Source organism: Mycobacterium sp. (genome assembly GCF_047975165.1).
Lineage (GTDB): Bacteria > Actinomycetota > Actinomycetes > Mycobacteriales > Mycobacteriaceae > Mycobacterium.
This window is the reverse complement of sequence record NZ_JBKECZ010000087.1, coordinates 14014-27103: the sequence shown is the minus strand read 5'-3', so window position 1 is coordinate 27103 and position 13090 is coordinate 14014. Positions and strand designations below refer to the sequence as shown.

The 13090-nt window shown below is 69.1% G+C and carries 11 protein-coding genes; 5 read left to right on the top strand and 6 right to left on the bottom strand.

The window, feature by feature from the left end; all coding sequences use genetic code 11:
- Nucleotides 1–238 precede the first annotated feature (238 nt).
- Nucleotides 239–1219: a selenide, water dikinase SelD gene (selD, locus tag ACK5M9_RS08655; RefSeq protein WP_416892762.1), complete on the top strand. Its 981-nt coding sequence runs from the start codon at nucleotides 239–241 to the stop codon at nucleotides 1217–1219.
- A gap of 75 nt (nucleotides 1220–1294) precedes the next feature.
- Here selD and nrfD read toward each other — a convergent pair whose 3' ends face one another.
- From nrfD to ACK5M9_RS08630, 5 genes are all read right to left on the bottom strand, one after another.
- Complete coding sequence (gene nrfD / locus ACK5M9_RS08650) at nucleotides 1295–2371, bottom strand: NrfD/PsrC family molybdoenzyme membrane anchor subunit (protein ID WP_416892761.1); 1077 nt, start codon at nucleotides 2369–2371, stop codon at nucleotides 1295–1297.
- A complete protein-coding gene (locus tag ACK5M9_RS08645) occupies nucleotides 2368–3462 on the bottom strand; it encodes a 4Fe-4S dicluster domain-containing protein (protein WP_416892760.1) in 1095 nt (364 codons plus the stop codon). Before ACK5M9_RS08645 ends, nrfD begins: the two co-directional genes overlap by 4 nt.
- Nucleotides 3462–6812 (bottom strand): formate dehydrogenase, encoded by a 3351-nt coding sequence (fdh, locus tag ACK5M9_RS08640; protein WP_416892759.1) that lies wholly within the window; start codon nucleotides 6810–6812, stop codon nucleotides 3462–3464. Before fdh ends, ACK5M9_RS08645 begins: the two co-directional genes overlap by 1 nt.
- A gap of 62 nt (nucleotides 6813–6874) precedes the next feature.
- Complete coding sequence (locus tag ACK5M9_RS08635; protein ID WP_416892758.1) at nucleotides 6875–7177, bottom strand: PIN domain-containing protein; 303 nt, start codon at nucleotides 7175–7177, stop codon at nucleotides 6875–6877.
- Between the two features lie 35 nt (nucleotides 7178–7212).
- Nucleotides 7213–8421 (bottom strand): cytochrome P450, encoded by a 1209-nt coding sequence (locus tag ACK5M9_RS08630; protein ID WP_416892757.1) that lies wholly within the window; start codon nucleotides 8419–8421, stop codon nucleotides 7213–7215.
- 204 nt (nucleotides 8422–8625) lie between these two features.
- Between ACK5M9_RS08630 and ACK5M9_RS08625 the strand changes: the two genes are divergently transcribed.
- The 4 genes from ACK5M9_RS08625 (at nucleotide 8626) to ACK5M9_RS08610 (ending at nucleotide 12389) form a co-directional block, all read left to right on the top strand.
- Nucleotides 8626–9180, top strand: coding sequence for a TetR/AcrR family transcriptional regulator (locus ACK5M9_RS08625; RefSeq protein WP_416892756.1), 555 nt, complete (start codon nucleotides 8626–8628; stop codon nucleotides 9178–9180).
- Between the two features lie 33 nt (nucleotides 9181–9213).
- On the top strand, nucleotides 9214–10431 hold the full coding sequence (locus ACK5M9_RS08620; RefSeq protein ID WP_416892755.1) for a GNAT family N-acetyltransferase: 1218 nt from the start codon (nucleotides 9214–9216) through the stop codon (nucleotides 10429–10431).
- Nucleotides 10432–10558: 127 nt separating this feature from the next.
- On the top strand, nucleotides 10559–11770 hold the full coding sequence (locus ACK5M9_RS08615) for an acyl-CoA dehydrogenase family protein (RefSeq protein ID WP_416892754.1): 1212 nt from the start codon (nucleotides 10559–10561) through the stop codon (nucleotides 11768–11770).
- Between the two features lie 91 nt (nucleotides 11771–11861).
- Entirely contained in the window at nucleotides 11862–12389 is a 528-nt protein-coding gene (locus ACK5M9_RS08610; RefSeq protein ID WP_416892753.1) for a hypothetical protein, read from the top strand.
- Here the strand turns inward: ACK5M9_RS08610 and ACK5M9_RS08605 are convergent.
- Nucleotides 12338–13072: an NUDIX hydrolase gene (locus ACK5M9_RS08605; RefSeq protein WP_416892752.1), complete on the bottom strand. Its 735-nt coding sequence runs from the start codon at nucleotides 13070–13072 to the stop codon at nucleotides 12338–12340. The genes ACK5M9_RS08610 and ACK5M9_RS08605 overlap by 52 nt on opposite strands.
- Nucleotides 13073–13090 lie beyond the last annotated feature (18 nt).

Genomic DNA, 13090 nt, shown 5'->3' with positions numbered 1-13090 from the left:
AACCTAATGGGGATCGGTCGGCGCATTGCCGACGAGGTCCGGCTGTCCGGCTCCGATCGGGCCGCGGCCCGGCGCCCGGCGCGATCACGCATTGCCGACGAGGTCCGGCTGTCCGGCCACAGCCCGGCGCCAGCGCAATCGCACATGGCACGACGTCCGAGGTCCAGCCTCCGGCTCCGGCTCCGGCCCCGGCGCCCGGCGCCCCAGGCCCAGCCCGACCCCTCCTAGGCTCACCACCATGTCCTCCACCACCCGGCTCACCGGCTACGCCCGCGGCGGCGGCTGCGCCTGCAAGATCCCCCCGGGCGAGCTGGAGGAGGCGGTGCGCGGTCTGGCCGGCCAATCCGGTCCGGATGTGCTGGTCGGCCTCGACGACGGCGACGACGCCGCGGCCGTGCGGGTCGGCGAGCTCGCCGTGCTGTCCACCGCCGACTTCTTCACCCCGGTCGTCGACGACCCTTACGACTGGGGCCGGATCGCGGCGGCGAACGCGCTGTCCGACATCTACGCGATGGGCGGGCGGCCGGTGGTCGCGATCAACCTCGTCGGCTGGCCGCGCGAGGTACTGCCCCTGGAGCTGCTCACCGAGGTGCTGCGCGGCGGTCTGGCGGTGACATCGGAGGCGGGTTGCCCGCTGATCGGCGGCCACTCGATCGACGATCCCGAGCCGAAATACGGCATGGCGGTAACCGGCGTCGCCGACCCGGCCAGACTGTTGCGCAACGACGCCGCCGAGCCGGGACTGCCGTTGACGCTGACCAAGCCGATCGGGGTGGGCCTGCTCAACAACCGGCACAAGCGGACCGGCGAAACCTGCCCCGAAGCAATCGAGACGATGACCCGCCTCAACCGGGACGCCGCTGCGGCCGCACTGACGGCCGGCGCCCGCGCAGCCACCGACGTCACCGGTTTCGGGCTGCTCGGGCACCTGCACAAGATGTGTCGGGCGTCCGGCGTCGGCGCGGTCATCGAACGTGCCGCGGTCCCGGTGATCGAGGATGCGCGCCGGGCGCTGCGCGACGGGTTCGTCTCCGGCGGGACACACCGCAACCTGGACTGGGTCCGCCCGCATCTGTACCCGGCACCCGGTGTCGGCGAGGACGACCTGCTGTTGCTGGCAGACGCGCAGACCTCCGGGGGCCTGTTGGTGGCCGGCGAAGTCCCCGGGTATCCGGTGATCGGACACACTGTCGCGAGCGCCGGCACCGAGATCCGGTAGTCGCGGGATCGGGAAGCCGCGGGATCCGGTCGTCGCGAGATCCGGTAGCCGCGGGATCGGGTAGTCGCAGGACCCTCAGCCCGCGGTGGTGATCGAGTCGCCGGTGATCCCGGCCGCGCGGCGGGCGGCCAGCCTGCGCTTCTGCGGCTCGATCGTGTAGCGCGGGTCGCGGGTGGATTCCTTGCCCGCTTCGAACACCCCGAAGCGGGTCAGCGCCGAGGCCGCCATCAGCGCAAGACCGGAGACCATCGCCACTCCCCGACGGCGGCCCCCCAACAGGGTGCCCAGCCCGCCGGCGAGGGCCAGCCGTTCACTCCAGGTCAACATCTCCCCGGGCCGGCCCTGATGCAGCGGCTCGGCGGCCACCGGATCCATCCGCCGTTCCATCAGCCGCATCGCCACCAGCTCGCCGGCCACGCCGAAGACGGCCAGCCGCCGGGCCGGACCGGCCTCGGCGACCGGTGTGGTGACCATCGCCAGCCCGGATGCGGCCAGGCTCGCCGAGCCGACGAACACGAACGGCAGTTCCTCGCGCATGGCGTTCCAGGTCGGGGTCGCGGTGTCGGCGAGCAGTACCGCGGTGTAGACGGCCAGCGGCGGTGCGAAGGCCGCGCCCGCCAACCCGGCGGGTTCTTCGAGTCCGCGCAGCACCGGGCGCAGCGGGCCCAGCGGCAGTCGTTCGCCGGTCATCCGATCCACCTCGGCGGCCGCCGCCACTCCGACACCGGTGCCGAACGCGCCGAGGATCCACGAGCCCAGGCTCATCGGGGAAGTGAGCTTGATGGTCCGCATCATGTTGATGAACCGCTCGGGCCGGCCCAGATCGAGGACCAGCGCGACCGCACCCAGCGCCACCGCGACCAGCGCCGACAGCCGGGTGTTGCGGCGCAACGCCGGCCGGCCGGTCAGCTGGGCGCCGGCCGCCAGCAGCCCGGACCCGCCCGCGACGCCGCCCAGGAACAGATACAGCGCGACCTTGTAGTCCCACGGCGGCGGTTTGACCACCGGGCGTCCGTAGTAGCTGGTGAATTCCGCGTCGGGCACCATGATCGATTCGTCGCGGCGGCGTTTGCCTTTTCCGCTGCCGCCCCGGCGGCGACGCTTGCCACCGGGCTGCGGCGGGCGCAGGCTGTCGTACTCGGAGGTGCTCATCGCGGCCCCCTGAGGAAAGCCAGCCCGGCTGCCGCGGCCATGCCCGCCGCGGCCAGGCCGGCCCGTTTGAACATCTGCATCAGGTCGGCGGTGCACACCCTGGGGTCCGGTGGCAGGCCGTACACCTCCGGCTCGTCGAGCAGCAGGAAGATCGACCCGGTGCCGCCGACGCCGTCGTGCTCGTTGGCGCCGTACAGGCGGGCTTCGGTGAGCCCGCGGGCGTGCAGCTGCGCGACGCGTTCGCGGGCCCGGGCGACCAGATCGTCATGGTCGCCGAACTTGATCGACGTGGTCGGGCAGGTCTGGGCGCAGGCGGGCACCTGGTCTTCGACGAGCCGGTCGTAGCAGAGCGTGCACTTCTGGGCGACGCCGGTGGCGACCGTTTCGGCCGGCCGGTCCGATCGCTGGGCGGGCGTGCGGTAGGTCCCGTCGCTGCGGCGTTCGATCACCCCGAACGGGCAGCCGGCCACGCAGGTGCCGCAGCCGTTGCAGACATCGTCCTGGACGACGACGGTGCCGAACTCGGTGCGGAACAGCGCGCCGGAGGGGCAGACGTCCAGACAACCGGCGTGGGTGCAGTGTTTGCAGACGTCGGAGGCCATCAGCCAGCGGAATTCGGGGGTGTCGGGGGGGCTGGTTTCCAGGGGGCCGGTGCCCGGGGGTCTGGTGTCCGTCGGTCCGGTGCCGGCGGGCCCAACCGGACCCGGCGCGGCGGGCCCAACCGGACCCGGCGGGGCGGACCCAACCGGACCCGGCGCGGCGGGCATGGCCGACACCGCCGGCAAGGCCGGCATGCCCAGGCTCACCAGCATCCGCCCGGATTCGCGGGCCGCCTCGATGCGGTCGCGGCCCTGCTCGATGAACGCGACGTGGCGCCAGGTGCTGGCGCCCAGGTGGCCGGTGTTGTCATAGGACGAGCCGAGCAGCTCCAGGTCCCCGTCGAGCGGATTGCGGTTCCACTCCTTGCAGGCCACCTCGCAGGCCTTGCAGCCGATGCAGATCGAGGTGTCGGTGAAAAACCCCTTGCGTCGCTGCGGATTCGGCCACCTCGCGTCGCCGGTGGGGTCGGTCGGTCCGGACAGCTGGCCCATCAGCCCTCCCCGCCCGGATCGGCAGTCCGCCCGTCCCCGGCAGTCCGCCCATCCCCGGCAGTCCGCCCGTCCCCGGCAGTCCGCCCGCCCCCGGTGAGGCGAACATTGCCCGTCTCGACGGTCGCACCCGCGCGCGACCGATACTCCTCGATCAGCCGCAGCAGTTCCTCTCCCCGCGGACGCCGGCCCGGCCGGATGTCACAGGAGCCGGCCTTGGATTCCTGGATCTGCACGTTCGGATCCAGGACCACCCCGAGCAGGTCGTTGGCCGCGTCTCCGCTCACCACCGCGTCGCTGCCCACACCCCAGTGGTAGGGCAGCCCGATCTGGTGGACGGTGCGTCCGCCGATCACCAGCGGGGTCATCCTCGCGGTGATCAGCACCTTGGCCTCGATGGCCGCGCGCGGGGAAACGATGGTGGCCCACCCGTAGGGCTCCAGCCCGCGTTCGGAGGCCAGTTCCGGTGAGACCTCACAGAACATCTCCGGCTGCAACTCCGACAGGTACGGCAGCCAGCGGCTCATCCCGCCCGCGGTGTGATGCTCGGTGAGCCGGTAGGTGGTGAATACATACGGATACACATCCGAGCCCGGTTCGCCGGCACTGGGCGCCCACAGATTGTCCTTGCGCGGGAACATGATTCGCGACGGGTTCTGCTGCTGCGGGTAGAGCGCGTTGGCTATCGGCGACTCCTGCGGCTCGTAATGGGTGGGTAGCGGGCCGTCGACCAGGCCGGTGGGGGCGAACAGCCAGCCCTTGCCGTCGGCCTGCATGACGAACGGGTCGTCGCCGGCCAGCGCGTCCGGTCCGCCGGCATCCGGCCCCGGGCGGGCGTTCGGGGCGCGGTCCAGCGGGAAGTCGGGTACGTCGTCGCCGACCCAGCGGTCCTGCTGCTCGTCCCACCACACCAGTTTCTTGCGTTCGCTCCACGGAGCGCCATCGGGGTCGGCCGATGCCCGGTTGTACAGGATGCGACGGTCGGCGGGCCACGCCCAGCCCCACTGCGACTGGCTGGGTCCCGGACCGCCCCCGGGCACCCGCCGGGCCGCCTTGTTCACCCCGCCGCCGTAGACCCCGGCGTAGATCCAGCAGCCGCTGGCCGTGGATCCGTCGGCGCGCAGGTCGGTGAAGGCGGCGACGGGGTCACCGACCGCCGGCCCGCTCAGATGAGTGCCGTTGATCTCGGCCAGCACGGATTCCGGTATCGGCTCGCCGTCCTCGTCGACCGGGTAGTCCCAGGTCAGATCCAGTAGCGGACGGTCGCGTTCGTCGGTGGAGCCGGCCAGTCGCTCCCGGATCCGGTTGCCGAGTTCGACGAAGAACGCCATTTCGCTCTGGCAGTCGCCCGGCGGTTCAACGGCTTTGTGACGCCACTGCACCAGCCGCTGGGTCTGGGTGAACGTCCCGGCCTTCTCGACGTGGGTGGCCGCCGGGAAGAAGAACACCTCGGTGTCGATCTCCTCGGTCTTCAGTTCTCCCGAGGCGATCTCCGGTCCGTCCTTCCACCAGGTGGCCGACTCGATCAGGTTCAGATCGCGCACCACCAGCCACTTCAGGTGTGACATGCCCAGCCGCTGCATCCGTCCGTGCGCCGATCCGACGGCGGGGTTCTGCCCCAGCAGGAAGTATCCGTCGACCTCGTCGTCGAGCATCCCCAGGACTGTCCGGTAGGTGTCGTGCGGGCCGTCGAGCCGCGGCAGATAGTGGTAGGCGTAATCGTTGTCGGCGGTGGCGGCGTCGCCCCACCACGCCTTGAGCAGGCTGACCAGGTAGGCATCGGCGTTGGCCCAGAAGCCTTTCCGGGTTTTCGGACCGACGGTCTCGACATAGTCGTCGAAGGTGTCGTGCTGGCCCGCCTTCGGCATCGGCAGGTAGCCGGGTAGCAGATTGAACAGGGTGGGGATGTCGGTGGAACCCTGGATGGTGGCGTGGCCCCGCAGTGCCATGATGCCGCCGCCCGGCCGCCCCATGTTACCCAGCAGGAGCTGCAGAATCGTTGCGGTGCGGATGAATTGAGCGCCCAGTGAGTGCTGAGTCCAGCCGACGGCATAGGCGAAGCAGGTGGTGCGGTCCCGGCCGGAGTTCTCGGTGACCGCGCGCGCGAGGTAGTCGAAGTCGTCGATTCCGATCCCGCAGACGTCGCGCACCATCTCCGGGGTGTAGCGGGCGAAGTGCCGTTTGAGGATCTGGAATACCGTGTGCGGGTGCGCCAGGGTGTCGTCGTGCAGGATCTCCGAATGGTGCCGGGGCTGCGCACCGGGATTTGCGGGCTCCCCCCCGGCATAACGATTTTCGTAGTGGCTGTCTTCGGACACGGCGTATGCCCACGACGAGGGGTCGTAGCCTCCGGTCTGGGGGTCGAACCCGGAGAACAGGCCGCCCAGGTCCTCGGTGTCCCGGTAGTTTTCGTTGATCACCGTCGTCGCATTGGTGTAGGCCAGCACGTACTCCTTGAACCAGAGGTCATTGGCGATGACGTGGTTGATCAGCGCGCCCAGCAGCACGATGTCGGAGCCGGCCCGGATGGGAATGTGTTTGTCGGACACCGCAGACGTCCGGGTGAACCGCGGGTCGACGTGGATCACCTTGGCGCCACGGGCTTTTGCCTCTTCGACCCACTGGAATCCGACCGGATGGCATTCGGCCATGTTGGAGCCCTGGATGATGATGCAGTCCGCGTTGGCCATGTCCTGGAGTGACTGGGTGGCGCCGCCGCGCCCGAAGGAGGTTCCCAGACCGGGAACCGTGGCGGAGTGTCAAATACGGGCCTGGTTCTCGATCTGGATGGCGCCTGCGGCGGTGAAGAGTTTCTTGATCAGGTAGTTCTCTTCGTTGTCCAGCGTTGCCCCGCCGAGGGCGGCAATCTTCATCGTGCGCCGCAGCGGGTGGCCCTTGTTGTCGATGTCCTGCCAAGCATGGCGGCGGGCCTCGATGAACCGGTCGGCGACCATGTCGATGGCGGTGTCGACGTCGAGGGTCTGCCACTGCGTGGCGCGCGGCGCGCGGTAGAGCATGGTGATCTGCCGGCGTGGGGAGTTGACCAGTTGCTCACTGGCCGAACCTTTCGGGCACAGCCGTCCGCGCGAGATCGGCGAGTCCGGGTCGCCCTCGATCTGTACGACGCGCTCGTCCTTGACGTACACACGCTGGCCGCAGCCCACGGCACAGTAGGGGCAGACGCTCTGCACCACGCGGTCGGCCGTCGAAGTGCGCGCAGTGATCGCCCGGGTGTTCGCGGACGTCACCGCGGGCCCTCGGCCCAGCACATCCCCGTTGCGCAGTTGCCGCAGGACGGGCCATTCCAGGACAACGCGGGCGATGGGGTTCTTGTGAGGCTTTTGTGGGCTCATAGTCGAAGGTTAGTTGCCGGGTGCCGCGGTGCACGAGGTTGCCCGTGCACCACCCCGGGCGTTTACGGGATGACGGGTATGCCGAGTTTCCGTGCCGCTGCGGCCAGTGTGTCATCGAGGGTTGCCAGGGTGGCCCGATGGTGCAGTGCGATATCGGTGACGCAGCAGTCGGGCAATTTGAGCCCAGTCGTGGTGCGCAGTTCGGCCAGCCGCAGCGGCTGGTCCTCGTCTGCCGGAGGGACAACGATGCCCGCGGCCCGCAGATCATCGAGCATTGCCGTGCCGCGGCCTACCCGAACCCCGCCGATGAGGACCTCGGCCATGGTGGCGGTGTGGGCGAGCATGTGGCCGGGTGTCGTGTCCAACAGGATCGAGGTTGCCGCCCGGATACAGCCCGGCCTCAGCGAACAGCCAACTCAAGCCGGTCCAAGCGGCGGACCAGAATGCTCGGCAACCACCGGCCGACCTCGGCCGGCTCGATCCAGTCGGTGTGCTCCAACAGCATCCGGAAGGCGATCCGAGCCTCCAGTCGGGCCAGTGCGGCCCCGACACAGAAATGCACTCCCCTCCCGAATGCCAGATGCCCCTTGGTGCCCGCGCGGTCAAGCCGAAATTCGCCGGGATGTTCGAACTGTGCCGGGTCCCGGTTGGCCGATCCCCAGATCAGCAGCAGGTGCGCATCGGCGGGCACCTGCACCCCGCCGAGGGTGGTGTCGCGCCACACGTGCCGATAGTGGCCGCGGAAGGGCGACTCGAAACGCAACGTCTCCTCGATGAACGCCGTCAACAGCTCGGGGTGTTGGCGTACCTGACGCTGAATCTGGGGGCGGCTGGCGAGAATCCACGCTGCGCTGCCCAGGAGCGACGCCGTGGATTCTCCGGCCGCGCTGAACAGCGTCAGCATGATGGCCATCGCGGTCGTCTGCTCCAGCTCACCGGCGGCGTACCGAGCGGCGACATCGGCAATTAGGCCGGGATCATCGGTGGCACTCGCGTTCTGGAAATACTCGGCGATGTAGCCCGACAGTTCCACTGCGGCGACCCCGGCTGCTGAGAGTGCTTCCTGGGTGACCACCCCGTCGAGCAGTGTCGTGGTGGCGAAGCCCAACCGGATGAGATCGTCGACGTCGGCCGCGGGCAGGCCCAGCAACGTGGCGACGACCATCATGGGCAGGCGGTTGGCCACCGCGCCCATCCACTCGATGCGGCCGTCGCGCAGGTTCTCCTCCCAGAGGCGATCGGCGACGCCAGCGGCGAAGTCCTCGATGACCCGGACCCGCTTGGCGGACAAGTGCGGCAGCAGTATTTTGCGGTGTAGGGCATGCGCCGGGTCATCGGCGGTGGCGAGTGCGTGAATCGGGTTGCCCGGCTCGAACATCGGGAAGGGCGTGAGCGTTCCGTCCGCGCCGAAGACCGCGGTGGCAGTGAGGTTGGAGGAGAAGTCGTCCACCCGGTTCACGGCGTCGATCAGTGCGTCCCAGCCACACACCGCATAGAAGTCGGAATCGCCGATACGGTGCACCGGCGCTGCCGCGCGCATTCGCTCGAAGAGGGGATACGGATCCTGCAGCGTCGCAGCGCCGAAGAAGCTCCCGGGATCGATTGCCACGGGACAAGGCTGGATGCCGACGATGGCCGGTGGCAATACCCGTCGGCGAAGTTGAGGGGCGATAGGCGGTGCCGCCGCACGGTGACACTCTCACCCGAGCGCCACCAACAGGCACGACACCTGATAAGGACCCGGCTAATATTCTCACGGTGCGAAAAGAAGGTTACCCTCTGTCACCTGACCCCGCCCACAGGAGCGCCCTCGATGACCGGTGAAGACTGGCTCCTGGGGCGCAGCAGGCACGACGAGGCCGCCGAACGGATCTACTCCGCGGCGGCCGATCTCATTTCCCGCAGCGGCTACGAGGCGTTCACCGTCGACGCCCTGGCCGCCGCGGTGCACTGCTCGCCGGCGACGATCTATCGCCGCGCGGGCGGCAAGTCGGCCATCCGCGACGGCGTGGTGGCCGTGCAGGCAACCCGCATCCTGGAAACGGTGCGTGCCGCCATCGAGGATCTGACCGGCCGGGACCGGGTGGTGACGGCCACTATCGTTGCCCTGCAACGCATCCGCTCGTATCCGCTGATGCGGCCGTCGTCTTCGAAGATGCCGGCGCCGAGCGAATGGCTGGCGGCATCTCCGGTGGTCGAGAAGTTCGCGGCGGAAATGCTGGGCGAGGACGTCGAGGATCCGCTGGCCGCACAGTGGCTCATCCACGTCTTCCTCTCGCTGTGGTACTGGCCGCTGAAGGATCCGGCCGCCGAACGCGCCATGGTGGAGCGCTTCCTCGGGCCGGCATTCCCGCACCCCGCCGACTAGCCGCGGCCGTCCGCACCGGGCCATGATGGCCTGGTGACCACCGACATCAGGGTGCTCAACACCGAGGATCAGCTCGTGGCCGCGGCCAACCTGTTCCGAACCGCGATGATCGGCCTTCCGCCAATGCCGGCACCGCGACCCGGGCAGATCCGCACACTGCACGAGCCCGGCCGCACCATCGGGGCGTTCGTCGGCGACGAGCTCGTCGGCACTGCCGACGCGGTGGCCGGCGGGCTCACGCTGCCCGGCGGTGCGGTCGTTCGCCACGCCGCCGTGACGGATGTCGGGGTGTCGCCGTCGTTCACCCGGCGTGGCATCGCCACCGAGTTGGTACAACACCAGTTGCGCGACATCGCCGCCCGCGGCGAAGCGGTCGCCTCGCTGCGCGCCTCGGAAGCCACGATCTACGAGCGTTACGGATACGGCGTGGCCAGCTCCACCCAGAGCATCGAGGTCCTGACCGCACGGGCGGCCCTGCGGCCCGACGTGGGAACCGGTGGGCCGGTGCGGCTGGTGGATGCCGCCGACGCGTGGGACGTCCTGCCGCGAATCTGTTCGGCACATCGGCCCGCCCGCCCCGGAACCGTCGACCGCTCACCGATGTGGTGGCGGGCTTTGCGGCTGCGCAGCCAATCATCGCCGGAACCTTCGTATATCGCCGTGCACGGCAAACCCGGCGCTGAAACGGGGTTCGCCCGCTACCGACCCGTCGACACCGGAAATTGGTTTGTCAGCGACCAGCGCACCATCGCCGTCGAAGACTTCTTCGCACCCACCGCCCAGGCCTACCTCGGACTCCTGCGGTTTCTCCTCGGGCTGGATCTGATCGACCGCATCGTCTTCTGGATGCTCCCCGTCGACGATCCGCTGCCCCTGCTGCTGCGCGACCGACGGGCGGCGAAAGTGGCCGCGGTCTTCGACGAAACCTGGCTGCGGATAGTCGATGTCGGTGCGACACTGGGCGCACGGCACTACGCCGCCGCGGATTCTGTGGCCGTCTCGGTGACCGATCCGCTGCTGGAGAACAATTCGGCGACGTTCGTTATCACCGCCGACGGCGCCCAGCCGACCGACCGGCGCCCCGACTTGCACATCGATGTGACGGCCCTGGCCACCGTGCTGCTCGGCGGTACGACGTGGCGGAGCCAGGCGCTGGCGGGCAGGGTCCGGGCCGATGACCCCGCGGCACTGGCCGCCGCCGACCGGCTTTTCGCGGTGGACACCGCTCCGCACTGCGGCTTTTTCTTCTGAGGCCCGGCTCGTCGGACGACGCGGGCGCCGCCGGGACGGACTTGCCTTCGGCATGGCAGGTGAATAGTCTTACACCCTGTCGCGCGCCTAAAGATACTTGCTCTCAATCTATTTCAGGAGTTTACCGGTGACCTTCTCCTTGCGGCTCGGTGACGATGTGATCGAAGTGCGCGACTGGGTGCACAAATTCTCCGCCGAGGTGATTCGCCCGGCGGCGGCCGAGTGGGATGAACGCGAGGAGACCCCGTGGCCGGTGATCCAGGAAGCCGCAAAGGTCGGCCTGTACTCGCCGGCCTTCTTCGGGCAGCAGGCCGCCGAGCCGACCGGGCTGGGAATGCTGACCGCGTTCGAGGAAATGTTCTGGGGTGACGCCGGCATCGCGTTGTCCATCATGGGCACCGGTCTGGCCGCGGCGGCACTGGCCGGCAACGGAACGCCGCAGCAAATCGGACAGTGGGTGCCGCAGATGTTCGGCACCCCCGATGACCCCAAGTTGGCCGCGTTCTGCTCCTCAGAGCCCGGCGCGGGATCCGACGTCGGCGGTATACGTACACGTGCGCGGTTCGATGAGGCGGCTGGCGAATGGGTGCTCAACGGCACCAAAACCTGGGCGACCAATGGGGGTATCGCCAACGTGCACATCGTGGTGGCCTCGGTCTACCCCGAGCTCGGCACCCGCGGGCAGGCCAGTTTCGTCATCGGGCCGGACACCAGGGGACTGGCCCAGGGGCAGAAATTCAAGAAGCACGGAATCCGTGCCTCGCACACCGCCGAGGTGGTGCTCGACAATGTCCGGTTGCCCGAGGACGCGATTCTGGGCGGTCGCGAGAAGTTCGAGGCCCGGATCGCCCGAGTCAAGGCCGGTACGTCTGCCGGTGGTCAGGCCGCAATGAAGACCTTCGAACGCACCCGGCCGACGGTCGGCGCCATGGCAGTCGGTGTGGCCCGGGCCGCCTACGAGTACGCACTCGACTATGCCTGCCAGCGTGAACAATTCGGCCGCAAGATCGGCGAGTTCCAGGCGGTGGCATTCAAGCTGGCGGACATGAAGAGTCGGATCGACGCCGCCCGGCTGCTGGTCTGGCGGGCCGGCTGGATGGCACGCAACAACCAGGACTTCGACTGCGCGGAAGGTTCGATGGCCAAGCTGGTGGCCAGCGAGACCGCGGTCTACGTCACCGACGAGGCCATCCAGATCCTGGGCGGCAACGGCTACACCCGCGACTACCCGGTGGAGCGCATGCATCGCGACGCCAAGATATTCACCATCTTCGAAGGCACCAGTGAGATTCAGCGTCTGGTCATTTCGCGAGCGCTGACCGGATTGGCCATCAGGTAGGGGTCAGATGACAGCGCGGGCGCGGGGGTGCGAGGGCGCGGGCGCACCGATACTCCATTGACATCGACCGCCGGACTGCCATGATGGCCGGATGGCCGCGTCGGAATCGATAGTCGCCGTCGACGATGGATCGGCTGCGGGTTCGATAGCCGTCCCGGACAACATCGCCGTCGCCGGATCGATCGGCACCGAGGGCAGCATCGCCGTCGCCGGATCGGCCGCCACCGCAGGCAGCATCGCCGTCGCCGGATCAGCCGCCACCGCAGGCAGCATCGGCGTCGCCGGATCAGCCGCCACCGCAGGCAGCATCGCCGTCGCCGGATCAGCGGCCACCGCAGGCAGCATCGCCGTCGCCGGATCGGCGGCCACCGCAGGCAGCTTCGGGGTGGTCGGCAGCCTGCTCATCATGCTGTGCATTGCGGTCACCGACTGCCTGGCCTGCCTGGCGTGTTTCTCCTGCGCACGATGCATCGCCTGCATCGCCTGCGCGGGGTGCACCGAATGTGTCGGCTGTATCGGATGCGTGAACTGCTCTGGCCTGCGAAATATGAAGGGCGCCAGAGATCTTCACGTGCAGCCCGACGACTCCTCCCAGGCGAACACCGGCTGCTCCAGCTGATCCACCCGGTCGCGGCGGCCTTCCAGGCACAGCCACCGCACCTGCAGCAGCACCGCCCCGGTCGGGGCGTGGATGAGATCGTTGCCCAGCGGAATCTGGACGACCGGCCGCAGGCTCTCCGGAATCGTAACGAAGCGGGGCGAATCAGCGCGCTGCAACTGGTGCAATCCCACCCGGTAGACCGCCACCACCTCGTCGGGCGAGGGATGAAGGTCGGCCCGCCCGTCAGCCCACAGCACCACCGGGGTGATGACATATCCCGACCGCGTCGGGTAGTCGTCGAGCAGCCCGAGCACCGCCGAATCCGGCAGCCGCAGACCCACCTCTTCGTCCAGTTCCCGCAGGGCCGCGTCGACCTCCGTCTCACCCGGGTCCAGCCGACCGCCCGGCAGTGCCCACTGCGCTGCATGCGAACTCAGCCGGGACGTCCTGCGGCACAGCAGAAAAGCCGCACCGCCCGCAACGTCGACCATCCGCCCGTCCAGGTCATCCGGCATTGGGCGGTCGGCGATCCAGGCGTCCACCGGGGCCGGATCGACCCTGTCCTCGCCGGATTCGGAGTCGACGAGCACCACCGCCACAGCTGCCCGGCGCTTCGACGGGTCGGCCACCGTGCGCCTCTCGTAGCCGGTCAGATGTGTACGGATCCGGTCCCGCAGCGCGGCGTCGTAGCGGATCGTCACCCCTTGACCCTAAGCCGC

Coding starts and splice junctions, on each gene's coding strand:
- selD (WP_416892762.1), top strand. CDS start 239: ATGTCCTCCACCACCCGGCTCACCGGCTACGCCCGCGGCGGCGGCTGC.
- nrfD (WP_416892761.1), bottom strand. CDS start 2,371: ATGAGCACCTCCGAGTACGACAGCCTGCGCCCGCCGCAGCCCGGTGGC.
- ACK5M9_RS08645 (WP_416892760.1), bottom strand. CDS start 3,462: ATGGGCCAGCTGTCCGGACCGACCGACCCCACCGGCGACGCGAGGTGG.
- ACK5M9_RS08625 (WP_416892756.1), top strand. CDS start 8,626: ATGACCGGTGAAGACTGGCTCCTGGGGCGCAGCAGGCACGACGAGGCC.
- ACK5M9_RS08610 (WP_416892753.1), top strand. CDS start 11,862: ATGGCCGCGTCGGAATCGATAGTCGCCGTCGACGATGGATCGGCTGCG.